The sequence below is a fragment of the Sphaerisporangium corydalis genome, from assembly GCF_025506355.1.
In the GTDB taxonomy this organism is placed as follows: Bacteria; Actinomycetota; Actinomycetes; order Streptosporangiales; family Streptosporangiaceae; genus Sphaerisporangium; species Sphaerisporangium corydalis.
In genome coordinates this window covers 18360-44067 of record NZ_JANZYP010000048.1, presented here as the reverse complement: position 1 = coordinate 44067, position 25708 = coordinate 18360, and the positions used below count along the sequence as shown (strand labels likewise).

The window sequence follows — 25708 nt, the reverse complement described above, 5'->3', positions numbered from 1 at the left end:
TTGGTCCTGCGGCCACCGGACGGCGCTTTGGTCGTGCGTCCGCCGGACGGCATCTTGGTCGTGCGGCCGCCGGACGGCGCTTTGGTCGTGCGGCCGCCGAGGGAGGCCCGGTGACCCTGTCCTCCCCGCTGCTGCTGGCCGTCGGACTGCTCGTCACGGCGGCGCTCGCCTGGGCGGCCGTCGTCTTCGCGCGCCGCCGGACGGCCGCGCTCGCCGCCGCGGGCTTCGCCGTGCCGGGTGGCCGCCGCGCCTACCTCGGCATCGGCCTCACGGTCGCCGGCGTCGGGGTCCTCGCGATCGCCACCGCCGGGCCGACGGCCATGGTGCCGGTCCCGCGTACGGCGGGCACCGTCATCCTGGCCATGGACGTCTCCAACAGCATGAGCGCCGACGACGTCGCACCCACCCGGCTCGCGGCCGCGCAGCGGGCGGCCCACGCCTTCGTGGCGGCGCAGCCGAGCAGCGTCGACATCGGAGTCGTCGCGTTCGAACGGGGCGCGCTCATCACCGCACGGCCGGACGCCGACCACTCCGTCGCGCTCGCGGCCGTCGACCGGCTGAAGCTCAGCGGCAGCACCTCGCTGGGGGCGGCCGTCATGGTCTCGCTGTCGGCGATCACCGGTAAGCCGGTCCTCTTCGGCAAGGACGACACTGAGCCCGACATCGGCTACTGGCCGTCCGCGACGATCGTGATGTTCTCCGACGGTCAGAACCGGGGCCCGGACGTCGAAGAGGCCGCCGCCGTGGCCCAGCGGGCGGGCGTCCACGTCCACACCGTCGGGGTCGGCACCGAGGCGGGGGCGACGGTGGAGACCAACGGATACCGCTTGCAGACCTCGCTGGAGAAGGAGGACCTCACCCTCATCTCGCAGACCACCGGCGGCGCCTACCACCCCGCCTCGGACGCCGCGGAGCTCGATGGGATCGCCGACACGATCGACCTGCGGCTCACCGTCTCCGACGAGCCGCTGCCCCTCGCCGGCGGCCTGATCGGGCTCGCCCTCGCACTGCTCACCGCAGGAGCGGCGCTCACGGTGCTCCGGTCTGGACGGGTGATCTGAATGTCGTTCTCTTTGCCATTCACCGCAGGAGCGGCACTCGCCGTGCCCAGGTCTGGTCGGGTGATCTGAATGTCGTTCTCTCGGCCGCTCACCGCAGGAGCGGCACTCGCCGTGCCCCGGTCTGGTCGGGTGATCTGAATGTCGTTGTCATGGCCGTGGGCACTGCTGTCGGTCCTGGTCATCCCGCTGATCTTCGCCGTCCGCGAGTGGGCGCGGCGCCGCCGCAGGCGGGCGGCCGTGCGCGTCACCTCGATCGCGCTCGTACGGAGCGCCCTGCCCGGGCATTCGCGCTGGACGCGGAAGATCCCCGCGGTCCTGTTCATCGCCGGGCTCGCGCTGCTCGCGCTCGGCGCCGCGCGCCCGCAGGCGTCGGTGCCCGTGCCGCAGACCTCGGCGACGATCCTGCTCGCGCTCGACACCTCCGGCTCCATGTGCTCCACCGACGTCGACCCCAATCGCATCACCGCGGCGAAGAAGGCCGCCGTGGACTTCATCGAGTCGCAGCGGGGCGGGCCGCGCATCGGCCTGGTCACCTTCGCGGGCAACGCCGGCCTGCTCGTCCCGCCCACCGACGACACCGATTCGCTGATCAAGGCGCTGGACGTCCTCACCGTGTCCCGAGGCACCGCGATCGGGCAGGCCATGCTCACCGCGATCGACGCGATCGCCGAGGTCGACCCGTCCGTCGCCTCCACCGGGGCGAAACCCGTCGACGCCGGGGGAGGCTACGCCGGCGCCGCGATCGTCGTGCTGACCGACGGCGCCAACACCCAGGGCGTCGAACCGCAGACGGCCGCGCAGGAGGCGGCCCTGCGACGCGTCCGTGTCTTCACCATCGGCTTCGGCACCACCAACCCGACCCCGATGGTCTGCGACAGCTCACAGGTCGACGGCTTCGGTGGCTTCGGCGGGTACGGAGGCGGCCGTGGCGGATTCGACAGAGGCCGCAACGTCCGCACCATCGACGAGCCCTCGCTCAAGAAGATCGCCCAGACCACCGGCGGCTCCTACCACCGCGCCGAGAACGCCGACCAGCTCCAGAGCGCCCTCGCCTCCCTTCCCGGCAGCTTCACCGTCGTCCGCCAGCGGGTCGACACGGCCCCCGCCTTCGCGGCCGGGGGCGCCGTCCTGGTCATCACGGCCCTGTCCCTCTCCCTCTGGTGGAACCGCCCCCGCATCCCCACCCGTTAGCTGATGGTCCGGAGCCCGGGCCACATCGCGGTCCACGACGCCCGCAGGCCGGTGCACACCGAGACGGCCTTGCCCTGCTCCCCGTTCGGCACGCCGAGCTCGTTGTGGATCCGGGCCACGTCGTGGCAGCCGGCGAAGAAGCCGCTCCAGTCGGCCGGCCGCCAGTCACCGACGTGCACGACGACCGTGCGGTCGGCCGGCGGCGGGCCCCACGTCCAGTACGAGTTGTGGCCGGAATAGATGGGGGGAAGTCCCGATCCGAGCAGGACGAGCGCGCTCGCCTCGCTGTAGGAGTTGGTCAGGACGACCGCCCGGGAGCGCTCGCCGGCGGGCAGGGCGGCCACCACGCCTTCGACCGTGGAGACGAACGCCGGCCAGCCGACCTGGTTCGCGGTGTCGGGGATCGCGGCAGGGAGCGAACTGGTGGCGTAGACGGCCCCCGGCAGGACCGGCAGGGTCAGGAGCGCGATGAACGCGCCCGAGGCCGCCGCCGCGACGGTGAAGGCCGCCCCCTTGAGACGGGCGTGACCCCTGGCGAGCCAGCGGTCGACGACGATCGACCCGGCGGCCATGAACACCGCCACGCTGCCGATCGCGTAGTAGGCCTTGCCGCCGGTCACCACGACGAGCCCGAGCGCGACCGGGCCCGCGACGCCGATCGCCCGCCACGGCGCCGCGTCTTTGGCCCGGAAGATCCAGACCAGGCCGGCGGCGGCCAGGGGGAACAGGAACGGCCCGGCGAAGAGCCAGAGCAGCGGCACGACCTGGGCGCGGTTGTCGGCCGCGTACCCGGCGATGCGCGAGGCCATGGTGAGCTGGGGCCAGCCGTTGGCCGCCTGCCAGACGAGGTTCGGCGCCCAGAGCAGCAGGGCGATCCCGGCCGCCGCCCAGGCCCACACCGAGCCGACGACGTCCCAGCGCCGCGCGAGGACCAGCCCGGCGGCCAGCCCCGCGGCCAGGAACAACAGCGTGTCCTTGTTCTCCAGCCCGATCCCGGCGACCAGGCCCACCAGCAGCCACAGGCGCCGGTCGGCACCGGCCAGCAGCCGTACGACCAGCCACAGGACGAGCGTCCAGGCGAGCAGGTCGGGTCCGGTGGTGGAGTCGAGGTGGCCGGCGGCGAGATACCCCGAGACGGCGGCCGTGACGGCCGCCAGGAGCTGCGCCCGCCGCGACCCGCCGAGGTCGCGGGAGATGACCGCGATCAGGACGACGACGAGCGCCATCTCCACGGCCGGCAGCACCCGGACCGCGGTCGGCGAGACGCCCAGCACGGCCACCGAGGCGGCGGACAGCAGCGGGGTGAGCGGTGGCTGGTCGACGTACCCGAAGGCCGGATGCCGACCGGCCACGACGAAGTACATCTCGTCGCCATGAAAGCCGTAGGCGCCCGAGAACGCCAGCAGCAGGACGATCATCAGACCGGCCACCAGGACCACTGGCCACCAGATGCGCGCGGGGGGGTCAGACATCCTCACATTGTGGCCGATCGCCTCCTCGGCCCGGCCTGCAGAGCCCTTTTCTGCGGGCTTGCCTCCGTACGGAGGATGCGCCAGCACGCGTACGCGCACAGGCCCGTCGCGGGGGTGCCGAGCACCGTCGCGGCGATGCCCAGGGCGGTCACCCGCCCCGTGAGGTACAGCGGTGCCATCACCGCCACGGACAGGCCGAACTTCGCCACGAACATCGCCGTGCACGCCTGGTAGCGCCGCAGCCGCGCCCGATCGCGCCGCCAGCCGGACCGTTCACCGCGCAGCCCGCCGACCAGCGCCCCGACGACGGGCCACCGCACCAGCATGGACACCAGGAACACCACCCCCGCGACCGCGGGCATCGCCACGCTGACGAAGTAGAAGTCCACCGCCTGCCCGGTGCCGCCGGCCAGGAGCGCGGACACCCCCACGATCACCAGCCCGCCCCCCGCCTGCCAGTACTTCCGATCGGTGCGCGTCCGGACGATCGCGAACACCCCGACGGCGCCGACCGCGACCAGCGCGGAGAGCGGAACCCGTCCGGTCAGCAGGTGGGCGACCAGGAACACCGCCTTCGACGCCAGCGCCTCGGCGAGGGTCCGCCAACCGCCCACGGCGGCGAACAGGGTCACCGACCTCTGCGTGAGCACACCCAGGGTCATGCGCCCGCACCTGCGGCGGGCACCGGCACCGGCATGGCCGCCGCGGCGGAACGCGACTCGTCCAGGGCCAGGACGCTCTCGCGGAGCATCGCCTCCTCGGCGGCGCCGATCGCGGAGAGCAGATCCCGCTCACCTCGGGCGTGCGCGACCAGGGCGTCACGGAGGCGGCGCGCGTCCTGCATCGCCAGGTTGCCGCCGAACCCCGGGGCCACGTGGATCGCGTCGCCGATGACCGTCACCGGACCGGCGGGCCACGCTGGGACCGGCGGGATCATCCCGATCCGCAGCGCGACCGTGACCCCCGGCCACGCCTTGTCGACGACCAGCCGCAACGTCGGATGCAGGCCCGCCGCCAGCCCCTGGGCGAGCCGCCAGACCGTGGCGGGCGAACTGGCATCCCCGAGCCGGTCCCGCGTGAGCGGCAGGCACCACATCACATAGTCCTCGGCCTCGGCGACGACGGGGGAGGGGAGGCCGGGCAGCCACCGGTCCCGGGCGGCGACCGGCGACCCAGTGAACCGGTGGACGCCCAGCGCCATCATCATGCCGCGCACCTGCGCGGCGGCGCTGTTGTCCCCGAGCAGGGCGGCCAGCCCCGTCCCGGCCACGGCCCGGAGCGGCGTGGCGCCCATCACCATGCGCCTGCCCGTGTCGACCACTTCCGCGTGCGGCAGGTACTGGCGGCGGACCGCCGAGCCGACCCCGTCCGCGCCGACCAGCACGTCCGCCGTGTCGGTGCGGCCATCGGCCAGCGACACCCGGACCCTGCCGTCGGCGAGCTCCTCGAACCGCCTGAACGCCGCCCCGAACCGCACCCTGTCTCGCAACCCGGTCAGCAGCACCGCCCGCAGCAGGCGCCGCTGGGCCTGACGGCCCGGCCGCCGCCCCGCCGTGCCGTCGGCGGGCCGGGTGCCCGCGACCACGAGCTCGCCGTCCACCTCCGACAGCAGCGACGTCCCGTCACGCGGCCCGCCCATGGTGGCCTCCACCATCGCCATGTGCCCCGGGGGCAGGCACGCGCGCAGCGCCTCCGTCCCCCGGTCGTCGACGTGCAGGCTGACGCCCTGGGGACGGCCCCGCTCCTCGTCCTTCTCGTACACCACGACGTCGATCCCCGCCCGGTGTAACCCCTGGGCCAGCGTCAACCCGCCGAGCCCCGCTCCGGCCACGATCACCCGCATCGTTCCCCACCTTTCTTCACCGGTCGATGATGTTTCAATCTAGCCAGGTGCGCGCATGAAACTCAATCGACTGATGAAGAAAGCCTTCGATAGAGTGCTCCCGTCATGACGGAACCGAACCCCTCAGGCCGGCCCGGGCGCTGGCGGTCAGGCGCGGAGAGCAGGCAGCGGATCCTGGAAGCGGCCCGCGCGCTGTTCCGCGAGCACGGCTACGGCGGCACCACGGTGCGCGCGGTCGCCGCCGAGGCCGGGGCCGACCCGGCGATGGTGTTCTACTTCTTCGGCACCAAACAGGGCCTGTTCGGGGCCGCCCTGGAAATGCCCGAGGGCGTGCCGACCGCCATCGAATCGATCTTCGTAGGTGGCCTGGACGACATCGGCGCGCGCATGGTCCGCACGCTCGTGGAGAACCTGGACACCTCCGACCGCGCCCCGTTTGTGACGCTCACCCGCTCGGCGCTCACGCACGACGAGTCCGAGAACCTGCTCCGCCAGTACATCGACCGGGAGATCACCGCGCGGCTGGTCACACTGCTCGGCACCCCGGACGCCGCGGTGCGGGTCGCCCTGCTGAACGTGCAGGTGCTGGGCCTGGCGATGGCACGCTACATCGTGCGGATCGAGCCGATCGCCTCCGCCTCCGTCGACGACCTCGTCACCTGGTTCGGCCCTCTCGCCCAACACTGCCTGACCGGCCCGGCCCCATCACGGTGACGGCGGGACGAGCACCGTCGCACGTCGTGATCACTGCTCGAACGTCAGAGGCCGTCGGCACCGAGGCACGTTGGGGAGCCATACCGTTCTGACCGGAATTTTGGAATGCGGGTGATAGGGGCGAGTGTGTCGCTACTACGCCCCCGCTCGGGGTTCTGGTGGGATCAATGGAGTGACCCCCCACCAGATCAGTCAGTGGGTCGCGCCGCTTGGCCGGCAGGCGGTGTGCGAGCCCGGACGGCTCCATCCGGAGCCAGAGCCGAGGAGCGGTCGATGTTCCTGCACACCAAGCACCTGCAGTTCGAGGCCAAGCCGGAGAAGCCCGACCCGGTCTACGCCCACAAGCTCCAGGAGCTGATCGGCGGCGCGTACGGCGAGATGACCGTCACCATGCAGTACCTGTTCCAGGGCTGGAACTGCCGGATATCCGGCAAGTACAAAGACCTGATCATGGACATCGCGACCGAGGAGATCGGCCACGTCGAGATGATCGCCACCATGATCGCCCGCCTCCTGGAAGGCGCGCCGGCCACCGCGACCACCAAGATGGCCGCCGCCGACCCCGTGGTCGGCGCCGTGCTGGGCGGCATGGACCCCCAGCAGGTCATCGTCGCCGGTGGCGGCCCGCTCCTGGCCGACAGCAACGGCTACCCGTGGAACGGCCGCTACATCGTGGCCAGCGGCAACCTGCTGGCCGACTTCCGGGCCAACGTCGCCGCCGAGGCCCACGGCCGCCTGCAGACCGCGCGGCTCTACCACATGACCGACGACCCCGGCGTCCGCGACATGCTCAAGTTCAACCTGGCCCGCGACACCATGCACCAGAACCTGTGGCTGAAGGCCATCGAGGAACTCAAGACCGACGGCCTGGAGGACGTCATCGTCCCGGACGCCCTGTTCGACGAGGAGTACGCCGAACACGCCTCGGCCATCTGGGACCTCTCGGAAGGCACCGACGGAACCCTCGGCGGCTGGGCCTCAGGCCCCCAGCCGGACGGCCGCCACGAGTTCTCCTACCTGATGGACCCCCAGCCTCTCGGCGGCCCCGGCACCGCCCCGCCCCCCGACCCCAAGCTCTACGCCACCTACGACGGCAGCATGGGCGAACCCGCTTCCCCCGCCTTCGGCACCGAAGTCGGTCCCCTGGGCAAACTCAAGGAGAAACTCACCTGAGTCACACGAACGCCCGCCGAAGAACGTCCCGCCCAGGAGCGGCGCGCGCCGGTGAAGGACGGCGACGGGACGGACGGCGGGCGTAGAGCGGGCCGCGGGATGGCGGGCCGCGCCGTCGCGTCGGCGCGGCCCGCCTGGTCGTGCGCGGTCCCTTCCCCCACGAGCAGGCCCGGGCGTTCTTGTACGCCCGATGGAAACACCACTTCGCCCGCGATCGCCCAGGAGAGCGGCGTGCCGAACCGGTGATCGTGCCTCGGGTCGTCCGCCGCCATGGTCAAAACATACCACCTGACAGGTTTTTTTCGCCAAGGCGAGACGTGGCTCCCGCTGTGCAAGTGGGGATGTCCGCAGTCGCACGGTGACCGGGTCGCCGGATGCCCGCCGCAGTGCCGCCCTGGGTCGATCCGGAGCCGTAGCCCGGTGTTCGGCCAGTTCATGCCGCCAATGAGGTGAACGGCGGCCATGCCGTGGCGCGGGGAGACCGGCGCCGGGAGGGTCGGCGCAGGCCGCCCGGCGATGGCGGGGGCGGGCCTCGGCAAAGTTACATACCTCCGTGAAGGTATGCGATAGTGACGGAAGCCGCCGATGGCGCAGGACACCCGTGTCGGTCGCCCGGACCGCCTGCCGGAAGTCGTCGGCCGCCCGGACCGCCTGCCGGAAGTCGCACTCCCCGACCACCCCCACGGATCCCGAGCTTTCAGAGGAATCTGAGAGGAGCCTGATGAAATTCGGAAACGACCTGCGGATCAAGACCGTGACCTCGTGGTTTCCGCCGGACCGCGAGAACGTCGAGGACGCCGTCGCGGCGGGCAAGCTGGAGCCCCAGGACGTGGACCGGCTCGGGCTCACCGGACTGCCGGTCTCGGCTCGGTGGTCCGCTCCTGAGATGGCGGTCGCGGCCGGCCGCGACGCGATCAGCCGTGCGGGCTGGAGCCCTTCCAAGGTGGGCGTGGTGCTGCACACCTGGATCTACCACCAGGGCCACGACATGTGGTCGCCACCGCACTTCGTGGCGAACGAGGTCGGCGCCCCCCACGCCCTGTCGTACGGCGTTCAGCAGGGCTGCAACGCGGCCGCGCTCGCCCTCCAGCTCGCGGCGCTGCATCTGGACGCCGAACCCGGGCTCGGCGCCGCGCTCGTCACCACGGGCGACCGCTTCGCCCCGCCCGGCATGGACCGCTGGACCTCCGACTACGGCCTGGGCTTCGGTGACGCGGGAACCGCGGCGCTCCTGCACCGCGGCGACTCGGGGCCCGACGACTACGCGCTCCTGTCCCTGGCCACCGAGACCGAGGCCGAGCTCGAGCTGATGATGCGGCACGGTGACGACTTCAGCCCGGCGCCCATGACGCACAACGATTACATCGACCTGCGCCGCCCGAAGAAGTCCTACGTGGAGGCGTACGGCAAGGAGAAGTTCACCTCCATCGCCGGCCGGGCCATCCGCAAAGTGATCGTGGACGGCGTGCGCGAGGCGGGACTGCGGCTCGACGATCCCCGGATCAAGTACATCGTGCTGCCGCGGCTCGGCGCGTACCTGCTGGACGCCAACTACGTGCCGGTACTGGACGAGGTGCTGAAGGCCGAGGCGCTGCGGTTCGGTGGGGACACCGGCCACCTGGGTTGCGGGGACTTCCTCGCGAACCTGGCCGACCTGCGGGATCGCGTGCCGCTCGAAGCGGGCGACATCGCATTGGTGATCGGCGGAGGGGCGGCCTGGACCTGGACTTGCGCCGTCGTCCAGGTGCCGCAGGAAGGAGGCGTCTGATGGGCGTGGGAATCCTCGGACTGGGCGGCCACGTGCCGTCGTTGGTCATCGACAACGCGCGGATCGCCGAGTGGACCGGCGTGGACGAGGGCTGGATCGTCGAGCGGACCGGCATCCTGGAACGCAGGTACCGGGAGCCGGGGACCGCCACCTCCGACCTCGCGCTGCGCGCCGCCCGTGAGGCCCTGACCGGGCTGCCCGGCGCGGAGGACCGGCTCGGGCTGATCATCGTGGCCACCTCCACGCCCGACCAGCCGCAGCCCTCCACCGGAGCGATACTGCAGGACAAGCTCGGGCTGTCCGGCATCCCGGCGTTCGACGTCAACGCGGTGTGCTCCGGCTTCCTCTACGCGCTGGCGGTCGCCGACTCGATGCTGCCGTCGCGGCCGTCCGGACAGGGCGGCGAGTACGCCCTGGTGGTCGGCGCGGACATCTACTCCTCGTTGATGAACCGCGCCGACCGGCGCACCGTCGGCCTGTTCGGCGACGGTGCCGGGGCGGTGCTCCTCGGTCCGGTGCCCGAGGGGTACGGCGTACTGAGCCGGCGGCTGGTCACCCACGGCGAGTACCGCGACCTGGTCGAGGTGCCCGCGGGCGGAACCCGCAAGCCGCTGGACGCCCAGGCCCGGGAGGCGGGCGAGCACCTGTTCCACATGAAGGGCCGTCCCGTACGCGAGTACGCGCTCCGCACCATCCCCAAGGTGATCGGTGAGGCGCTCGACTCTGCCGGGCTGCGGATGGAGGAGGTGGACCGCTTCATCCTCCACCAGGCCAACACCCGCCTGGTGGAGGACTGCTGTCGTGAACTCCGCGTCGACCTCGCCCAGGTGCCGCTCACCGCACCGCGATTCGGCAACACCGCCGCGGCCTCCATCCCGCTCACCCTGCACATGGAGCACGAACGCCGGCCCATACAGCGGGGCGAGCACCTGGTGCTGGCCGGCGTGGGCGGCGGCATGACCGCGGGGGCCGTCGTCGTCCGCTGGTTCTGAAGCCCCGGACGACCGCTGGAGAACCGGGCAAGCGCTGCGAAAGGAAAGAAGACATGGCGATGGCGATCGCGGCGGGACACCGCCGCTACGAGCTGTGGGACCCCATGCCTGACGAGGTGCGGGAGGGCGCCAGGCGGTTCGCCACCGTGCAGGCGCTCAACGAGCTGGTGGGCGTGCTGCCGTTCGCCGAGTGGCTGGACCGCGCGCCCAGCCACACCAGGCGGCAGATGCTCATGGCCAAGATCCAGGACGAGGTCGGTCACGGGCACGTGGCCGCGCGCGTCGCGGAGGACCTGGGCATGCCGAGGGAACGGATCCTCCAGGACTACCTGGACGGCCGCGCGAAGGTGCACAACATCTTCCACTACTCCTTCGCGACCTGGGAGGAGCTCGGCCCCGGGCTGCTCCTGATGAACTCGGCCGCGATCATCCAGTTCCAGTCCCTGATGAAGGGCGTGTACCTGCCGTACGCCCGGGCGCTGCGCAAGATCGAACGCGAGGAGTCCTTCCACTACCAGCACGCCCTGGACCTCACCCACGAGGTGCTGACGCACGGAGACGCCGAGCAGCGTCGCCGGGTGCGGGAGGGGTTCGAGCTGTGGCTGCCGCGGGTGCTGGCCTACCTCGGGCCGCCCGACACCGACACCCTGCACGCCAACCGCATGTGGCTGATCGGCCTGAAGCCGGACGGCAACGACGCGCTGCGCCAGGCATGGCTGAACAAGATCATCCCGGTTTTCCTGAAGCTCGGCGTGCATGTGGATCCCGCGTTGGTCCGTCAGGCGCCCTCAGGCGAATGGGAGTTCGCGATGCCCGACTGGGCCGAGGTGAAGAAGGTGATCGCGGGCGGGGGACCGGCGTCGCAGCGGCGGCTGGACTGGGTGCGCAACGCCCTGGACCGCAACACGCGGTACCGGCGCGCGCTGCGGGGGGTGTCGTGATGCCGCACGTCCCGACCGACCCCGACGTCTACGAGGTGTTCGCGCAGAACGGCCTCGGCAAGACGCTCGGCCATGTCGGCTCCATCGTCTCGCCCTGCCCGGACGCCGCCTGGCACCTGGCCAAGGAGACCTACGGGCGCCGTGACGACCTCGCCACACTCTGGGTGGTCCGCCGCGCCGACATGACCGTCTCCGGCGGGGACGACGGCGACCTGCTCGCCGCCAAGACCCGGATGCCGCACCGCCAGCCCGGCTTCCCCACCGCACGCCGCCGCGACCGCTCCGCCGCCGCCTCTTCGCCTGCGGCCGTGATCCTGCCTACCGCCGCCGTCCCGCCGGCGGCCGTGGCCCCTCCCGCCACCGCCCCGCCCGCGACCGCCGCCCTGCCTGCGACCGCCGCCTCGCCCGCGACCGTCGCCCCGCCGAGGTTTCGCGACAGCGCACCGCCCGAGCGCCGCGACGACGCGCGCGGGGCCGGAGGGTCCGAGCTCTCCGACCTGTGGCTGCTGCTCGCCGACGACTTGTTCGTCCTCGGCAACCGGCTGGGCGAACGCATCGTCGACTACATCGACCTGGAGGAGTCGCTGGCGGTCGGCTCGATCGGACAGGAGGCGCTCGCGCACGCCGGGACGATCCTGGTGCTGTCCGGCTTCGACCAGCCTGCCGCCGACGCCTGGTTCTTCGACCGGCCGCAGGGGCGGTGGCGGGTGTCGCGCGCCATCGAACGGCTCACCGACTGGCCGTCCACCGTGGCATGCGGTCTCGTGATCGCCGCGGCCGTCACCGTGCTCGCCGAGCGGACCGTTGCGGTCGAGCCCGGCGAGGGGTGGCTGCCCGCGATCACCGCCGTCCGCGATGAGCAACTGGTCCACCTGGACCACTGGCGGCGGTGGGCACGAGCGCTCGCCGCCTTCCCCGAGACCCGTGCGGAGTTCGCGCGTGCCTACGCCGAAGTGACCGAGCGTGCCGGCGACATGTTCGGTGCCCGGCCACAGGGCGGCTCGGCTCTGGCCGTGACGCTGCACGAGCGTTTCGCCGCGCTGGTCGGCGAGAACGGCGGACCCGGATCGCGGATGCCCGATCGCCCGCTGGCCCGGACCGCGGGGGTGGGCGGGAGCGCCCTGGCCTACTGCCTTTCCCGAGGCCGCATGGTCCGTGACGACTACGCCCCGGGGGTGTTCCAGTGAACGCCGACCAGCTCACCGACCAGCTCACCGACCAGCTCACCCACGTGGTCGCCGGCGTACGCGATCCGGAGATCGACATCGGCCTGGGCGACCTTGGAGTGCTGCGCTCGGTGTCGCTGACCGGCGACCGGATCCAGGTCCACCTGGCCCCCACCAGGCTCGGCTGCCCCGCCCTCGGTGAGATCACCCGGCGGGTGCGGTCCGCGGTCGCCGACGCGGCACCGGGGCGCGGCATCGAGATCGTGTGGGAGCGCGGCGCGTGGCAGCCGGCGTCGGTGACCGCCGCCGGCCGGGACGCGCTGCGCGACGCCGGATACCGCGTGGCGGGTGCCCCGCCCAGGTGCCCGTACTGCGGGTGCGACGACGTCGCGCGAGCCGGCCGCTTCGGCGGGGCGGTGTGCAAGGTCCCGTACGACTGCCGAGGCTGCGGCTCGCCCTTCGATGTGATCGGCACGGCCGGCTGCACCGTCACGCTCCACTCCGTGCGAGGAGGATCACGATGAGACTCAGCGGAAAGACCGCCGTGATAACCGGGGGCTCCCGTGGCCTCGGCCGGGCGATCGCGGAACGCTACCTGCGGGAGGGGGCGCGGGTGGTCTGCGCCGCCCGCAACCCCTATGACATCAAGGAGGTCATCGACCTCGAACCCGGCCGCTGCGACTACGTTCCGGTCGACGTCACCAGTGAGGAGTCGGTCGCCGCACTGATGGCCGAAGCCGCCGAACGCTTCGGGGGCATCGACATCCTGGTGGCCAACGCCGGCGTGAGCCGGGACGGGCGGGTGGACCGGCTGGCGGTCACCGACTGGCAGGACATGGTGGCCACCAACCTGACCGGGGTCTTCCTGTGCACCAGGGCCGCCGTTCCCTACCTGGAACGCAGCCGCGCGGGCCGCATCGTCAACGTCTCGTCCAGCATGGCTACCCGGGTCGCGATCGGAGCCTCGGGATACTGCGCCACCAAGGCCGCGGTGGAGATGTTCACCAAGGTCAGCGCGATCGAACTCGCCTCACGCGGCATCCTCGTCAACTCGCTGGCCCCGGGAATCCTCGACGAGGGGATGGGCCGGGACCTCACCGCCAACGACCGGATCTGGTCGCGCTACAAGACCAGGCTGGCACTCGGCCGGCCCGGCCACGCCGACGAGGCCGCCGACGCGGCGGTCTTCCTGGCCGGTCCCGAGTCCTGCTACGTCAACGGCCACGTGCTGGAAGTGAACGGAGGTCTGCTGTGGAACTGACGATCGCCCCTGAGGTGGAGCACCCCGCCGCATGGCTGGACGTCGATGGAGCGGTGGGCGTCCTCCGCCTCGACCGGCCGCCGCTCAACGTGCTCGACCGTACGGCACAGCGCGCGTTACGCCTGGCCGCCGAGCAGGCCGCGAGCGACGAGCGGATCCGCGCGGTGGTCGTGCACGGCGGGCCCACGGCCTTCTCGGCGGGCGGCGACATCAAGGAGATGGCCGCGATGACGCACGCCGAGATGGTCGGGCACGCGGCCGTGCTCCAGGCCGCCTTCGACGCGGTCGCCGCCATCCCCAAGCCGGTGGTGGCCGCGATCAACGGTCCCGCCCTCGGCGGCGGCTGTGAGCTGGCCCTGACCGCCGACGTGCGCATCTGCGGCACCGAGGCGTGGCTCGGGCTCCCCGAGATCCTGCTCGGTGTCATCCCCGGAGCGGGCGGCACCCAGCGGCTGCCCAGGCTGATCGGCCCGGCCAAGGCCAAGGAGCTGATCTTCAGCGGGCGCCAGGTCGGCGCGGCCGAGGCACTGGAGATGGGCCTGGTGGACTACGTCATGCCGACCGACCTGGTGCTGGACAGCGCACTGCAATGGGCACGGCGCTTCGAGAAGGGCCCGGCGCTGGCCCTGCACGCCGCGAAGACCGCCATCGACGGCGGCCTCGCGACCGATCTGACCGCCGGGCTGGCGATCGAGCGGGCGGCGTTCGCCGGACTGTTCGGCACCCAGGACCGGATCGCCGGCATGCGGGGGTTCATCACCGACGGCCCCGGCCGCGCGAGCTTCAGCGGGAGGTAGTCACCATGCGTACAGCGACCGGCGAGTTCCAGCGGGCCCGCGACCACCTGTTGTCCTCCTACGGTGACCTGCCGCGTGCCCGGGCCTTCCCCAGGCCGGTGGTCGGGCCGACGTTCAGCTGGGTCGCGGACTGGTTCGACGTCATCGCCGACGGGAACCCCGCCACCGCGCTGCGCGTGCTCGACCTGGATCGGCAGGGCGCGGTCCTCGCCGACACCGCGGTGAGTTTCGCCGAGCTGGCCGAGCGCTCCCAGCGGGTCGCCCGCTGGCTGCGGTCGGCCGGTGTACGGCGCGGGGACCGCATCATGCTCATGCTCGGCAACCGGGTGGAACTGTGGGAGTGCCTGCTGGCCGCGTTCCGGCTGGGCTGCGCGGTGATCCCCGCGGCCGTCCAGCTCGCGCCCGCCGACCTGGCCGACCGGCTGGAACGCGGCGAGGTGGCGCATGTCGTCGCCGAGGCCGGCCTCACCCCCAAGCTGGCGGGCCTGGGCGGCCGATGGACGCGTATCGCCGTCGGGGGCCCGGTTCCCGGCTGGCTGGACTACCAGGGGGCCTATGCCGCCGAGCCGCTGCGAGAAGCGGTGCGGACCAGGCCCGAGGAGCTGTCGCTCATCTATTTCACCTCGGGCACGACCTCCCGCCCCAAGCTGGTCGGGCACACGTGCGTGAGCTATCCGGTCGGCCACCTGTCGACCATGTACTGGATCGGCCTGCGCCCCGGCGACGTGCACCTCAACATTTCCTCGCCCGGCTGGGGGAAACACGCCTGGAGCAGCCTGTTCGCCCCGTGGAACGCGCAGGCCACGGTAATGGTCGTCAACCAGCCGAGGTTCGCCGCGCGTCCGTTGCTCCAGGTGATGTCGCGCTGCGCGGTGACCACCTTCTGCGCGCCGCCCACCGCCTGGCGGAGCCTGATCCAGGAGGACCTCACGCTGTGGCCGATGTCGCTCCGCGAGGCGGTGGCCGCCGGGGAGCCGCTGAACCCGGAGGTGGTGCGCCGGGTCCGCGAGGCGTGGGGGATCACGGTACGGGACGGCTACGGGCAGACCGAGACCACCGCCCAGATCGGGACCCCGCCGGGGATGCCGAGCGTCGACGGGGCGATGGGCTGGGCGCTGCCGGGCTACGAGGTGACACTGCTGGATCCGCACACCGGCGCCCCCGTCCAGGGCGGTTCGGCGGAGGGCGAGATCTGCCTGCCGCTGGCCACCCGGCCGCTCGGCCTGATGGGCGGGTACGTGGGCGATCGCGAGGCGACCGCGCGCTGCACGCGCGGCGGCCACTACCGCACCGGCGACATCGCCACCCGTGACGCCGACGGCCTGTTCTCCTACCTGGCGCGCGGCGACGACGTCTTCAAGGCGTCCGACTACCGGATCTCCCCCTTCGAGCTGGAGAGCGTGCTGTTGCAGCATCCGGCCGTCGCCGAGGCCGCCGTGGTGCCCTCACCCGAGCCGCTGCGACTGGCCGTGCCCAAGGCGTACGTGGCGCTGGCCTCCGGTTACCGGCCGGAGGCCGAGACCGCGCAGCTCATCCTCGCGCACTCCCGCGATCACCTCGCGTCCTACAAGCGGGTCCGCCGCATCGAGTTCGCCGAGCTGCCCAAGACCATCTCCGGCAAGACCCAGCGCACCGAGCTGCGGCGGCGGGAGGAACAGCGGCTTTCGCGGTCGGCGCAGGAATGGTGGGAGGAGGACTTCCAGAAATAGCCTCCCGGCGACGCGAGCGGGCTGCGCGACCCGGACGTTCCCCTTGCGCGGGCCGGACGTTCCCCTTGCGCGGGCCGCTCGCCCGGGGCCGACTACTCCTCGGAGAAGAAATGAACACCGTCACCATGAGCAGGGGTCAGCGCAGGCGAGCCGTATTCAGCAGCCTCATCGGGAACAGCATCGAATTCTATGAGTTCCTCATCTACGGTTCGTTCTCGTCACTCTATTTCAACAAACTGTTCTTCCCTTCGTTCGACCCCGCCACCGGCACCCTGCTGTCACTGTCGACGTTCGCGGTCGCCTTCGCGGGACGACCGCTCGGCGCCTTCCTGTTCGGGCACTTCGGAGATCGGGCCGGCCGCAGGACGACACTGATCACGACCCTTGCCGTGATGGGAGGCGCGACGGTCCTGATCGGCCTGCTCCCCACCTACGAGACGATCGGCGTCGCCGCCCCGATAGCGCTGACGGTCCTCCGGTTCATCCAGGGATGCTCGCTCGGCGGAGAGTCGAGCGGCGGATTCCTGATGGCGCTGGAGAGCGCCCGGCCGAACAGGCGCGGCTTCCTCACCGCGGTCGTCGGCACCGGTAACGCCTGGGGGTTGCTGCTGGCCAACGGCGTCCTCCTCCTCGTCACCGCGCTGCCGGAGCGGCAGGTGCTGGCGTGGGGATGGCGGCTGCCGTTCGTCTTCAGCGCCGTGCTCGTGGGCGTCGCGCTCCACGTCCTGTCGCGGCTCGCGGAGACCCCCGAGTTCGAGCGGTCCAGAGCCGAGGGCGCGGTCAGGAACAAGCCGGCGTTCGACGTCCTGTCGCGGCACGGCCTGACCACCCTGTGCGCGTCGCTGTCGGCGATTCCGACGTTCCTGGTGTTCTACCTCGGGTCGGTGTTCTCGCTGAAATACGGTGCGGCCATCGACGTGGGCCGGCCCGTCATGCTGATGCTGCTCGTCGGGTCGTGCGTCTTCCTGATCGTCGCCATGCCGTTCTTCGGCTGGCTGGGTGACCGGTACGACCGAAAGACGATCTTCGTCGGCGGCATCGTCGTCATGACGGTGGCGCCGTTCGCCTGGTTCCCGTTGCTGGGCACCAGGTCCTTCCCGCTGATGGCTCTCGGTTTCCTGCTGCTGTTCGCCGGGTTCGCCGCGAACTACGGCGTGCAGGGGGCGTTCTGCCCACGGCTGTTCCCCACGGTCGTGCGGTATTCCGGAATGTCCATCAGTTACAACGTGGGCGGACTGCTCGGCGGTGCGGTCAGCCCGATCATCGCCACGTCGCTGCTCGACAGGTTCCACAGCTGGACGCCGATCGCCGTCTACATGGCGGTCGCCGGCGTGATCGCCCTGGCCGCTTCGGGATTCCTGCGGGAACGCTCCGACGGCACGGCTGCGCAGCGCGCCGCCACCGCACCACCGGCGGCCGCCACGTCCATCGGGATCACCACCGCCAGAAGCTAACTCGAACCTCAAGCGGAACCAGTGGATGTCTCCGCGCCATCTCCAGTGAGGGAGTGACCGCATGTCCTTGTCCGTTTCCAGATGTCCTGTCCTCGATCCCACCGGCCGTTCCGTTCACGCCGAGGCCGCCGCGTTACGCGCCGAGGGGCCGGCGGTGCTGGTGGAGCTTCCCGGGCCCGTCCGCGCCTGGGCGGTCACCCGGCACAGCGTCATCCAGGCGCTGACCAACGACCCGCGCGTCTCGCGCGACTCCCGCCGGCACTGGCCCGGCCTGGCCGATATGCCCGAGGGCTGGTCGCTCGCTCCGCTCGCCCTGCAGCAGAGCTTCTTTAACTTCTACGGCGATGAGCACCGCAGGTCCCGGCGCCGCGTCGCCCCCTCGTTCTCGCCACGGCAGGTCGAACGGATGCGTCCGCAGGTCCAGGCGACCGCGGACCGGCTGGTCAAGGAGCTGGCCGCGCTGCCGCCCGGGGCCGCCGCCGATGTGCGCGGGGACTTCGCGCTGCCGTTGACCATGACCGTCATCTGCGACCTGTTCGGCGTCCCCGAGCACCTGCGCAGGAAGGTCGGCACCGGGATCGACGCGGTCCTGGACTCCTCGCTCGACACAGAGCACGCGATGGCCGCCAACACCGCGCTGTACGAGCGGCTCGGCGAGCTGCTGCGGTACAAGAGGGAGCATCCGGCCGCCGATCTGACCAGCGACCTGCTCCTGCCGGCCGAGGCCGGTGAGGAGCCGATGTCCGAGGCCGTGCTGCTCGGCACCCTCTTCCTCATGATCGGGGCGGGTTACGAGACCACCGTCAACCTCATCACCAGCGCCGTCCAGGCCCTGCTCACCCATCCCGAGTACCTCACCGGGATCCACGAGGGGACCATCGGCTGGCAGGACGTCATCGAGGAGACGTTGCGCATCGAGGGCCCGGTCATGCACATGCCCATGCGCTGCGCCCTGGAGGACATCGACCTCGGGGAGGGCGTCGTCATCCGCAAGGGCGACGCGATCACCATCGGCTTCGCCGCCGCCGGCCGCGACCCGCAGGTCCACCCGCGCTGTCCGGAACGCTTCGACCCCACACGGGCCAGCAAGGAACACCTCGCGTTCGGCCACGGACCCCACTTCTGCCTCGGCGCGCACCTCGCCCGCCTGGAAGCGGAGATCGCTCTCCGGGCGCTGTTCGCGGAACTGCCCGATCTCACCCTGGCCCGCCCCGGGCACCGGCCCGCCCGCCTGACCTCCTTCCTCATCAACGGCCCCGCGGGCCTGGAGGTCATCCCCCACCCGGCATGACCGCACGCGGTCCGGGCGGGAACACGAACGAGGCGGCGATCCTGCGATCGCCGCCTCGTTCACTTTCCTGACTCCGCCGATACGCTCAGGTCCACAGCCGGCCGATCGCCATGGGCGAGCGGTGCCGGAGGGTGTTGTCCATCTGGATGTGCCGGGCGACGCGCTCGGCCTGGTTGCGCGTGGCCGCGATGAGAAGCGGCATCACCGACCCGCTCTCGGGCAGGCCGGCGTAGTACAGGCCCGGCAGCGTGCCCAGCCCTCTGCGATGCGCCGGCATGCCGTTCTCGCCGAGCGCCCCGGCGGGCAGGATCCCGTAGTCGGGCACGAAACCCGTGGCCCAGATGATCGTCGTGATGCCGCCGGCGACCAGATCCAGCATGCCGCCGTGGTCGGCGATGAGCGAGGGGTCGTACTCGGGGGCGGGATCCGCCTCGGGGACGACCAGCCCGCGCTGCTCGATCGCCGTGTCGATGGCCTTCAGCAGCTCGCTCTCCTTGTGGGCGGCCGCCCGCGCCACGGCACGGACGTTGTCCTCCAGCCACAGCACACCGCCCGAGGCGCCGCGGACGGAGCCGACGAGCGTGACACCCTTCGCGGCCAGGATCGGCAGGCTCAGGTCCTGGCCGCCGTCCTTCCCGCTGAGCACCGACACGCCCGGCAGCACGGGGGAGTCACCCCGTCCGCCCGACGCGGTCTCCAGGTTGCCCTCCGGCAGCAGCAACTGCAGCCAGTCGAGGATCTGCGCGCCACGGTAACGCCGGGGCGCGGTCTTGTGCCCGCCGACCGCGAGGTACACCTCCCGGCCGGCTTCCCGGAGGTCGTCCGCGATCTGCTGGCCGCTGTTCCCCGCGCCCACGATGAGGACCGCGCCGCTCGGCAGGGACTCAGGGTTGCGGTAATAACGCGTGTGCAGTTGCGTGACCGACGGGTCCACGCCCGCGGCCACCTCCGGTATGCGTGGCGAGGAGTACCCGCCGAGCGCCGCGACGACGTTGCGGGCCTCGACGACCTCGCCGTCGTCCAGGCGGACGCGGAAACGCGCGCCCTCGTGGAACGCCTCGCCGATCGGGAACTCGACCATCCGGACACTGGTGTGCTCACGGACCTGAAAGCCCATCGCGGCCACGTAGCGCCGCAGACGTTCGGCGACTTCACGGGCCGGCATGTAACCTTCCGGATCGTCCCCGTCGTAGGCCCAGTCCGGGAAGGCGACCGTCCTGTTCGGCGTGTTGACGCGCAGGCTGTCCCAGCGCTCGTTGGCCCACGCCTGGCCGATCTCGCCGCGCTCGATCACCAACGCCTGGTAGCCCAGCCGGTGGAGCGCGCCCGCGACCGAGCATCCCTGCTGACCGCCACCCACGACCACCGTCTCGACGTACTCCGCTCCCATCCGTTCATCCCTTCTCCGCGGCGAAATTCAGGACTTCGTCCGGGGCGGCACGATGACCTTCCCGGTGGCGCTCATTGCGCGTTTTCGGTGACGACCTCGACCGACGGTGCCCAGCGCGGGATCTCGCCTCGGCCGGAGGGCAGTCGCAGGCTGCGGGCGTAGCTGTACTCCTGCAGCGTCTCGATGGCGTGCTCGCGGCCGTAGCCGCTGGCGCCCACCCCGCCGAACGGGGTGCCGGTGAACGAGCGGTTGTAGTGGTTGACGAACACGATGCCCACGCGCAGCTCACGGCTGAACCGCATGGCGCGCTCGGCGTCGCGGGTGAACACCCCGGCGACCAGGCCGAACTCGGTGCCGTTGGCGATGCGGGCCGCCTCGGCCTCGTCGCGGAACGGGATCACGCAGACCACGGGGCCGAAGATCTCCTCCGTGGCGATGCGCATGTCCGGGGTGACGCCGGTGAACAGTGTGGGCGGGACGTAGTACCCGTCCGCCAGTTCCGGGTCGGCGGGCGTCGCCGCCTGGGCCGCGATCGTGGCACCCTCGCGGGCGCCGAGGTCGATGTAGTCCAGGACGCGCTGCTGCTGCGCCGGGGTGACCAGCGGCCCGACGTGCGTGCCCGCGTCCGCGCCGTCGCCGACCTTCAGCCGGTCGACGGCGGCCGCGAGCCGCCGGACGACCTCGTCGTGGCGGTCGACGTGGACCAGCACGCGCGAGGCGGCGGTGCAGGCCTCACCCTGGTTGAAGTAGCCGCCTTCCACCGCCCACGGCACGGCCGAGTCGAGGTCCGCGTCCTCGAAGATCACCAGGGCGTTCTTGCCGCCGAGCTCCAGCAGGGTCGGCGTCAGGTTGTCGGCGGCCGTCCGGATCACGGCCCGGCCCGTGGCGGGCGCGCCGGTGAAGGAGACCTTGCCCACGAGCTTGTGCCCGGCGAGCCACGCGCCGACCGCCCCGGCACCGGGCACGATGTGCACGACGTCGTCGGGGAGGATGGACTGGGCGATCTCGGCGACCCGCATCACCGACAGCGGCGCCTGCTCCGGCGGCTTGATGACCACGGCGTTGCCGGCCGCGAGCGCGGGGGCGAGCTTGCCGGCGGTGTGCAGCGGGGGCCAGTTGAACGGAATGATCGCGCCGATGACCCCGAAGGGCTCGCGCAGCGTGATGTCCAGCATGCTGCCCGAGTCGCGGGCCTGGCTGGGGATCGCCTCGCAGAGGCCGGCGAAGAGCTCGAAGATGGTGGGCGCGCCTTCGAGGTCGAAGTTCCGCGCCTGGGTGAAGGGCTTGCCGTTGTCGCTGGACTCCAGCGCCGCGATCTCGTCGGCGTTCTCGCGGATCGCCTGGGCGACCTTCCACAGCCACTTGCCGCGCTCTCGCGGCGTGCGGGCCTTCCACGCGAAGTGGGCCTCGTGCGCGGCGCGGACCGCCTGGTCCACCTGCTCCGCGCCCGCGCCCTGAATGACCGCGAGCGGCCTGCCGGTCGCCGGATTGTGCACGGTGAAGCGGTCCGCCTCGTCCTGCGAGGACCAGCGCGTCCGCAGCAGCTGGGCGGTATGAAACGTCGTTGTCATGACATCCTGTCCTTCAGTATCGAGGCGATCCGCTCGGCGATCACGATGGTCGGAACGTTGGTGGCCACGCGTGGCATCGCCGGGAACACCGAGGCGTCCGCGACGGTGAGTCCCTGGACGCCGTACACGGCGCCGTCGGTGCCGACGACGGACTCCGGATCACGGTGCGGTCCCATCCGCATCGTGGAACTGCTGTGGTTGTAGTGCGCCGGCGCGCGCCGGACCGCGTCCGCCAGCTCCTCGTCGCTCACGTCAGGACCCGGGACCCGCTCGTCCACCAGCAGATCGGCGAGCGGCCGGGTGCGCGCGATCCCGCGGGCGACGCGCACCGCGTCGGCGACCCGTTCGGCGTCGCCGGCGGCCGTGTAGAGCCCGAGATCGATGATCGGCGCGTCCTCGGGGTCGCGTGAGGCGAGCCGCACGCCGCCCCGCGAACGGGGCTGGACGCAGGAGACGAAGAACACCATGTCCCAGCCGGTCGGATGGTCGTCGACCGGCGGGACGATCATGGCGGGCAGGCTATCGGTGCGCACCGCCGCCGAAGGCAGGATCTGCACGTCGTAGTCCGGCTCGCCCGGCCCGGTGGCGACGCTGAGCACGCTGCCGAACATCTGCCGCGCCCCGCCCTGCGGCGGTTTCGCGGCGTGGATGTTCCAGAAGGCGGGATGCTCGGTGAGGTTGCGCCCCACGCCCGGGAGCTCGGCCACCACGTCGATCCCGTGCGACGCGAGCTCGGCGCGGTCTCCGATGCCGGAGCGCATGGCGATGACCGGCGTGTTACAGGCACCGGCGCTGAGCACGACGTGCCCGGCGCCGATCTCCTCGCCCGAGGCGAGCCGGACCCCGCGGGCCCGGTCACCCCGGAACAGCACCCGGTCGACCAGCGCGTCGCCGCGCACCTCCAGGTTCGGCCGGTGGCGGACCGGGTTGAGGTAGCCGATGGCCGTGCTCAGCCGCACGCCGTCGGCCGCGCTGAGCGGGGTGTGCGCGAAGCCCGGCGCGCCCGGCGCGTTGAAGTCGCCGACCATCGGATATCCGAGCCGCGCGCTCGCCTCTCCCATCGCCGCGACGTGCGGGCCGAGGTCCGCCGCCGTGCTCAGGGTGATGCGATACGGCCCGCCGAGGCCGTGGAACTTCTCCTCGCCGTACGGGTAGTGCTCCATCTTCTTGTAGAAGGGGAGCATCTCCTGGTAGCCCCATTCGGGCCCGGCCAGGTCCGCCCACGCGTCATGGTCGGACGGCCGGGCGCGCATCGCCACACAGACGTTGACGGAGGAGGATCCGCCGATGATCCGGCCGCGGGGAACCGGCACCTCGTTGCCGAACCGATCCGGGACCGATCGATAACCCCAGTCGTACGCGTACGGTGCGTAGGTCGCGTCGGTGATCTCGGCCGGCAGTTCCTCGGTGGTCGCGAAGTCGGGCCCGGCCTCGAGGAGCAGGACCGACAGCCGTGGACTCGCGCTCAGCCGGTTGGCGAGGACGCAGCCGGCGGACCCGCCGCCGATTACGATGACGTCGTAGGTCATGATCACTCCTGCCTTGCCGAGGTCCTACACGTACCGGGGCCTGCCGACGATGAACCCGAGGACCAGGTCCACGACGAAGATCACGGCGAGCATGATCATCGGGATGGTCCAGCCGCCCGTGGAGCCGTGCAGGACGCCGAACAGCAACGGGCCTCCCATGGCGATCAGGTAGCCGAAGCCCTGCGCCATGGCCGAGATCCCGGCGGTGTCGGCGGAGGTGCGGGTGCGCACCGCGAACAGGCCGAGCGCGATCGGGAACACGCCCATGCCGGCGCCCCACAGGAGCGACCACAGCCACGGCAGCGTCATCGGCGAGATGATCATGCCGAGCGTGCCGATGATCTCCAGGCCCACGAGCCCGGCGATCCACCAGGACTGGCTGCGGCTGCGCATCGCGGACGGGACGACCACCATCGTGACGGGCAGCGCGGCCGCGACCAGCAGACCGAGCAGCAGGCCCGATTCGTTCTTGCCGATGCCCGCGCCGGTGAACACGGCCGCGGCCCAGCCCATCAGCACGTAGGAGCCCGCGGCCTGCAGCCCGAAGAACGCGGTGATCAGCCAGGCGAGCGGGCTGCGCAGCAGCAGCTTGCGCTCCTGCGGCGCGACCGGGTTCGCGGCGGGCCGCCCGGTGCGGCGCGTCCCGGCGACCCAGACCAGCAGCGCGGCCACGGCCAGCAGCGACCATGCGGCCAGGGTGATCCGCCAGCCGCCGAGCTGGTCCTGCAGCCACGGGGTCGCCGCGGCGCCCGCCCCGCCGCCGACCATCAGGGCCACGGTGTAGACCGTGGTCAGCAACGGGATCCGGTCAGGGAACGCCTGCTTGACCACGACCGGGATGAGCACGTTGCCGATGGCGATGCCGGACGCCGCGACGAACGTCCCGGCCAGCACCACCCACGGCCCGCCCACCACCCGCAGCAGCAGCCCGGCGGTGAGCACGATCAGACCGGCGCCGACCGCCCGGGCCAGCCCGAGCTTGCGGGCCGCCAGCGGTGCCGCCGCGGCCGCGACGGCGAAGCAGAGGGTGGGCACCGCGGTGAGCACGCTCGCCCAGAGCTCGGACGCGCCGAGCGCCGTGCGCACCTCGTTGAGCAGCGGGCCGATGCTGGTGATCGCGGGACGCAGGTTCGCCGCCGCCAGGGCGACGCCCAGCATCAGAAGCGGCGTCCCGACCAGAGCGGCGTTCCTCTCGGCCGCCACCGGTGCGGCCATTTGTTCCTGCGTGGTCATTGTGTCGCCTCCTGTGCTTGTGGAACGTCCCATTGCAGGTTGAGCTCATCGAATCCACGCGCGATCACCAGCCGCTCCCTGCGGCGCGAGTCCGCGGGCCCCAGGCGTAGTCCGGGCAGGCGGTCGAACAGCAGCGGAATGGCGATCCGCAACTGGAGCCGGGCCAGCCCGGCTCCGAGGCAGGTGTGGATGCCCCGGCCGAACGCCAGCATGGTGCGGCGGCCCCTCGGCCTGATGTCGAACGTGCCCGGGTCGGTGAGCGCGCGCTCGTCCCGGTTCGCGGCGCCGAAGTGCACCATCACGCGGTCGCCGGGCCGCAGCCGGCTGCCGGCGAGCTCGGTCTCCGTCGTGACGGTGCGGAAAAGTCCTTGGACCGGAGACTCGAACCGCAGGATCTCCTCGACCATCGCCTCGGGCGGTATCTCGCCCTCGCGCAGCGCCGCGAGCTGGGCCGGATGGTCCAGCAGGCTCACCAGGCCGTTGCCGATGGAACGGGTGACCGTGACGTGGCCCGCGATGATCAGGTTCATGACGATGCGCATGAGCTCGACGTCGTCGAGGCCGTTCTCGGCGTGGTCGGCCGCGAGCGACGCGATGAGCCCGTCGCCGCCCGGCCCCGGTTCCCGCAGCATCGCCATCACGTAGTTCTGCATGGCGAGGACGTCCCGGGCGCATTCGACCCGCTCCGCCACGTCGCCGCCGCCGACGGACAGCTTCAGCCAGCCGTGGCTCCACTGCCGCAGCAGCGGCACGTCGCCGGCCGGTACGCCGAGGATCCGCGCCATGACGGACAGCGGCAGCGGCCACGCGTAGTTCTCGATGATGTCGGTCGAACCGGCGGCGGCGAACCGTCCGATCAGCTCTTCGCCGGTCGCCCTGATGAAGGGTTCGAGCTCGGCCACCCGCCGGGGCGTGAAGACCCGGTTCACCGCCAGGCGCAGCCGGGTGTGCTCCTCGCCGTCGCTCTCGGTGAGGTTGGGCGTCAGCGACCAGCCTTCGGCCAGGATCTGCTTGACCTCGTCGGCCTCCGGCCCCGCGGTCGCCTTCACCGCGCTCTCCGAGGAGTACGTCTCCGGATCGTGGGCCACGTGGACGACGTCCTCGTGCCGCGTGACCACAGCGACATTCATCTTCTTGTCATGAAATACAGGG

22 protein-coding genes are annotated in these 25708 nt (G+C 71.7%); 14 read left to right on the top strand and 8 right to left on the bottom strand.

Annotated elements, in window-relative coordinates; translation table 11 throughout:
• Nucleotides 1-110 precede the first annotated feature (110 nt).
• Nucleotides 111-1061, top strand: coding sequence for a VWA domain-containing protein (locus NYZ98_RS28135; protein WP_262846572.1), 951 nt, complete (start codon nt 111-113; stop codon nt 1059-1061).
• Between the two features lie 138 nt (nt 1062-1199).
• Nucleotides 1200-2252: a vWA domain-containing protein gene (locus NYZ98_RS28130; RefSeq protein WP_262846571.1), complete on the top strand. Its 1053-nt coding sequence runs from the start codon at nt 1200-1202 to the stop codon at nt 2250-2252.
• Here NYZ98_RS28130 and NYZ98_RS28125 read toward each other — a convergent pair.
• The 3 genes from NYZ98_RS28125 to NYZ98_RS28115 are packed head-to-tail and all read right to left on the bottom strand — an operon-like array spanning nt 2249 to nt 5567.
• The gene (locus NYZ98_RS28125; RefSeq protein WP_262846570.1) at nt 2249-3724 is read right to left on the bottom strand and encodes an ArnT family glycosyltransferase; all 1476 of its coding nucleotides are present in this window, start codon (nt 3722-3724) and stop codon (nt 2249-2251) included. The two genes, NYZ98_RS28130 and NYZ98_RS28125, sit on opposite strands and share 4 nt — an antisense overlap.
• Nucleotides 3725-3726: 2 nt before the next feature.
• The gene (locus NYZ98_RS28120) at nt 3727-4386 is read right to left on the bottom strand and encodes a DUF3159 domain-containing protein (RefSeq protein WP_262846569.1); all 660 of its coding nucleotides are present in this window, start codon (nt 4384-4386) and stop codon (nt 3727-3729) included.
• A complete protein-coding gene (locus NYZ98_RS28115; protein WP_262846568.1) occupies nt 4383-5567 on the bottom strand; it encodes an FAD-dependent oxidoreductase in 1185 nt (394 codons plus the stop codon). Before NYZ98_RS28115 ends, NYZ98_RS28120 begins: the two co-directional genes overlap by 4 nt.
• Nucleotides 5568-5672: 105 nt before the next feature.
• Between NYZ98_RS28115 and NYZ98_RS28110 the strand changes: the two genes are divergently transcribed.
• From NYZ98_RS28110 to NYZ98_RS28055, 12 genes are all read left to right on the top strand, one after another.
• Nucleotides 5673-6281 (top strand): TetR/AcrR family transcriptional regulator, encoded by a 609-nt coding sequence (locus NYZ98_RS28110; protein ID WP_262846567.1) that lies wholly within the window; start codon nt 5673-5675, stop codon nt 6279-6281.
• A 273-nt stretch (nt 6282-6554) separates the two neighbouring features.
• Entirely contained in the window at nt 6555-7454 is a 900-nt protein-coding gene (locus tag NYZ98_RS28105; RefSeq protein WP_262846566.1) for a manganese catalase family protein, read from the top strand.
• Nucleotides 7455-8175: 721 nt separating this feature from the next.
• A complete protein-coding gene (locus tag NYZ98_RS28100) occupies nt 8176-9222 on the top strand; it encodes a beta-ketoacyl-[acyl-carrier-protein] synthase family protein (protein ID WP_262846565.1) in 1047 nt (348 codons plus the stop codon).
• Nucleotides 9222-10214 carry a 3-oxoacyl-ACP synthase III family protein gene (locus tag NYZ98_RS28095; protein ID WP_262846564.1) on the top strand — a complete coding sequence of 331 codons (993 nt, stop codon included), beginning with the start codon at nt 9222-9224 and terminating at the stop codon, nt 10212-10214. Before NYZ98_RS28100 ends, NYZ98_RS28095 begins: the two co-directional genes overlap by 1 nt.
• Before the next feature lie 53 nt (nt 10215-10267).
• Nucleotides 10268-11155, top strand: a complete 888-nt coding sequence (locus tag NYZ98_RS28090; protein WP_262846563.1) for a Phenylacetic acid catabolic protein — start codon at nt 10268-10270, stop codon at nt 11153-11155.
• Nucleotides 11155-12342 carry a Phenylacetic acid catabolic protein gene (locus tag NYZ98_RS28085; protein ID WP_262846562.1) on the top strand — a complete coding sequence of 396 codons (1188 nt, stop codon included), beginning with the start codon at nt 11155-11157 and terminating at the stop codon, nt 12340-12342. Before NYZ98_RS28090 ends, NYZ98_RS28085 begins: the two co-directional genes overlap by 1 nt.
• Nucleotides 12339-12845, top strand: coding sequence for an iron-sulfur cluster assembly protein (locus tag NYZ98_RS28080; RefSeq protein ID WP_262846561.1), 507 nt, complete (start codon nt 12339-12341; stop codon nt 12843-12845). Before NYZ98_RS28085 ends, NYZ98_RS28080 begins: the two co-directional genes overlap by 4 nt.
• Complete coding sequence (locus tag NYZ98_RS28075; RefSeq protein WP_262846560.1) at nt 12842-13582, top strand: SDR family NAD(P)-dependent oxidoreductase; 741 nt, start codon at nt 12842-12844, stop codon at nt 13580-13582. The genes NYZ98_RS28080 and NYZ98_RS28075 overlap by 4 nt, the downstream gene beginning before the upstream one ends.
• Entirely contained in the window at nt 13579-14379 is an 801-nt protein-coding gene (locus tag NYZ98_RS28070; RefSeq protein ID WP_262846598.1) for an enoyl-CoA hydratase/isomerase family protein, read from the top strand. Before NYZ98_RS28075 ends, NYZ98_RS28070 begins: the two co-directional genes overlap by 4 nt.
• A gap of 5 nt (nt 14380-14384) precedes the next feature.
• Entirely contained in the window at nt 14385-16088 is a 1704-nt protein-coding gene (locus NYZ98_RS28065) for an AMP-binding protein (RefSeq protein WP_262846559.1), read from the top strand.
• Between the two features lie 110 nt (nt 16089-16198).
• Nucleotides 16199-17542, top strand: a complete 1344-nt coding sequence (locus NYZ98_RS28060) for an MFS transporter (protein WP_262846558.1) — start codon at nt 16199-16201, stop codon at nt 17540-17542.
• A 61-nt stretch (nt 17543-17603) separates the two neighbouring features.
• Nucleotides 17604-18833, top strand: coding sequence for a cytochrome P450 family protein (locus NYZ98_RS28055; protein WP_262846557.1), 1230 nt, complete (start codon nt 17604-17606; stop codon nt 18831-18833).
• An 85-nt stretch (nt 18834-18918) separates the two neighbouring features.
• Here the strand turns inward: NYZ98_RS28055 and NYZ98_RS28050 are convergent, their stop codons facing one another.
• The 5 genes from NYZ98_RS28050 to NYZ98_RS28030 form a co-directional block, all read right to left on the bottom strand.
• Nucleotides 18919-20223: a flavin-containing monooxygenase gene (locus tag NYZ98_RS28050; protein WP_262846556.1), complete on the bottom strand. Its 1305-nt coding sequence runs from the start codon at nt 20221-20223 to the stop codon at nt 18919-18921.
• A 71-nt stretch (nt 20224-20294) separates the two neighbouring features.
• Nucleotides 20295-21794, bottom strand: a complete 1500-nt coding sequence (locus NYZ98_RS28045; protein ID WP_262846555.1) for an aldehyde dehydrogenase family protein — start codon at nt 21792-21794, stop codon at nt 20295-20297.
• Entirely contained in the window at nt 21791-23323 is a 1533-nt protein-coding gene (locus NYZ98_RS28040) for a GMC family oxidoreductase (RefSeq protein ID WP_262846554.1), read from the bottom strand. The genes NYZ98_RS28045 and NYZ98_RS28040 overlap by 4 nt, the downstream gene beginning before the upstream one ends.
• Before the next feature lie 24 nt (nt 23324-23347).
• Nucleotides 23348-24556 carry an MFS transporter gene (locus NYZ98_RS28035; RefSeq protein ID WP_262846553.1) on the bottom strand — a complete coding sequence of 403 codons (1209 nt, stop codon included), beginning with the start codon at nt 24554-24556 and terminating at the stop codon, nt 23348-23350.
• The gene (locus NYZ98_RS28030) at nt 24553-25686 is read right to left on the bottom strand and encodes a cytochrome P450 (protein ID WP_262846552.1); all 1134 of its coding nucleotides are present in this window, start codon (nt 25684-25686) and stop codon (nt 24553-24555) included. Before NYZ98_RS28030 ends, NYZ98_RS28035 begins: the two co-directional genes overlap by 4 nt.
• Between the last annotated feature and the right edge of the window lie 22 nt (nt 25687-25708).

Bases quoted from the DNA above. Each gene is read 5' to 3' on its own strand.
- NYZ98_RS28125 (WP_262846570.1), bottom strand. From the start codon at position 3,724: ATGTCTGACCCCCCCGCGCGCATCTGGTGGCCAGTGGTCCTGGTGGCC.
- NYZ98_RS28115 (WP_262846568.1), bottom strand. From the start codon at position 5,567: ATGCGGGTGATCGTGGCCGGAGCGGGGCTCGGCGGGTTGACGCTGGCC.
- NYZ98_RS28050 (WP_262846556.1), bottom strand. From the start codon at position 20,223: ATGGGAGCGGAGTACGTCGAGACGGTGGTCGTGGGTGGCGGTCAGCAG.
- NYZ98_RS28100 (WP_262846565.1), top strand. From the start codon at position 8,176: ATGAAATTCGGAAACGACCTGCGGATCAAGACCGTGACCTCGTGGTTT.
- NYZ98_RS28055 (WP_262846557.1), top strand. From the start codon at position 17,604: ATGTCCTTGTCCGTTTCCAGATGTCCTGTCCTCGATCCCACCGGCCGT.
- NYZ98_RS28130 (WP_262846571.1), top strand. From the start codon at position 1,200: ATGTCGTTGTCATGGCCGTGGGCACTGCTGTCGGTCCTGGTCATCCCG.
- NYZ98_RS28090 (WP_262846563.1), top strand. From the start codon at position 10,268: ATGGCGATGGCGATCGCGGCGGGACACCGCCGCTACGAGCTGTGGGAC.
- NYZ98_RS28060 (WP_262846558.1), top strand. From the start codon at position 16,199: ATGAACACCGTCACCATGAGCAGGGGTCAGCGCAGGCGAGCCGTATTC.
- NYZ98_RS28105 (WP_262846566.1), top strand. From the start codon at position 6,555: ATGTTCCTGCACACCAAGCACCTGCAGTTCGAGGCCAAGCCGGAGAAG.
- NYZ98_RS28065 (WP_262846559.1), top strand. From the start codon at position 14,385: ATGCGTACAGCGACCGGCGAGTTCCAGCGGGCCCGCGACCACCTGTTG.
- NYZ98_RS28045 (WP_262846555.1), bottom strand. From the start codon at position 21,794: ATGACAACGACGTTTCATACCGCCCAGCTGCTGCGGACGCGCTGGTCC.
- NYZ98_RS28095 (WP_262846564.1), top strand. From the start codon at position 9,222: ATGGGCGTGGGAATCCTCGGACTGGGCGGCCACGTGCCGTCGTTGGTC.
- NYZ98_RS28075 (WP_262846560.1), top strand. From the start codon at position 12,842: ATGAGACTCAGCGGAAAGACCGCCGTGATAACCGGGGGCTCCCGTGGC.
- NYZ98_RS28030 (WP_262846552.1), bottom strand. From the start codon at position 25,686: ATGAATGTCGCTGTGGTCACGCGGCACGAGGACGTCGTCCACGTGGCC.
- NYZ98_RS28040 (WP_262846554.1), bottom strand. From the start codon at position 23,323: ATGACCTACGACGTCATCGTAATCGGCGGCGGGTCCGCCGGCTGCGTC.
- NYZ98_RS28110 (WP_262846567.1), top strand. From the start codon at position 5,673: ATGACGGAACCGAACCCCTCAGGCCGGCCCGGGCGCTGGCGGTCAGGC.
- NYZ98_RS28085 (WP_262846562.1), top strand. From the start codon at position 11,155: ATGCCGCACGTCCCGACCGACCCCGACGTCTACGAGGTGTTCGCGCAG.
- NYZ98_RS28120 (WP_262846569.1), bottom strand. From the start codon at position 4,386: ATGACCCTGGGTGTGCTCACGCAGAGGTCGGTGACCCTGTTCGCCGCC.
- NYZ98_RS28035 (WP_262846553.1), bottom strand. From the start codon at position 24,556: ATGACCACGCAGGAACAAATGGCCGCACCGGTGGCGGCCGAGAGGAAC.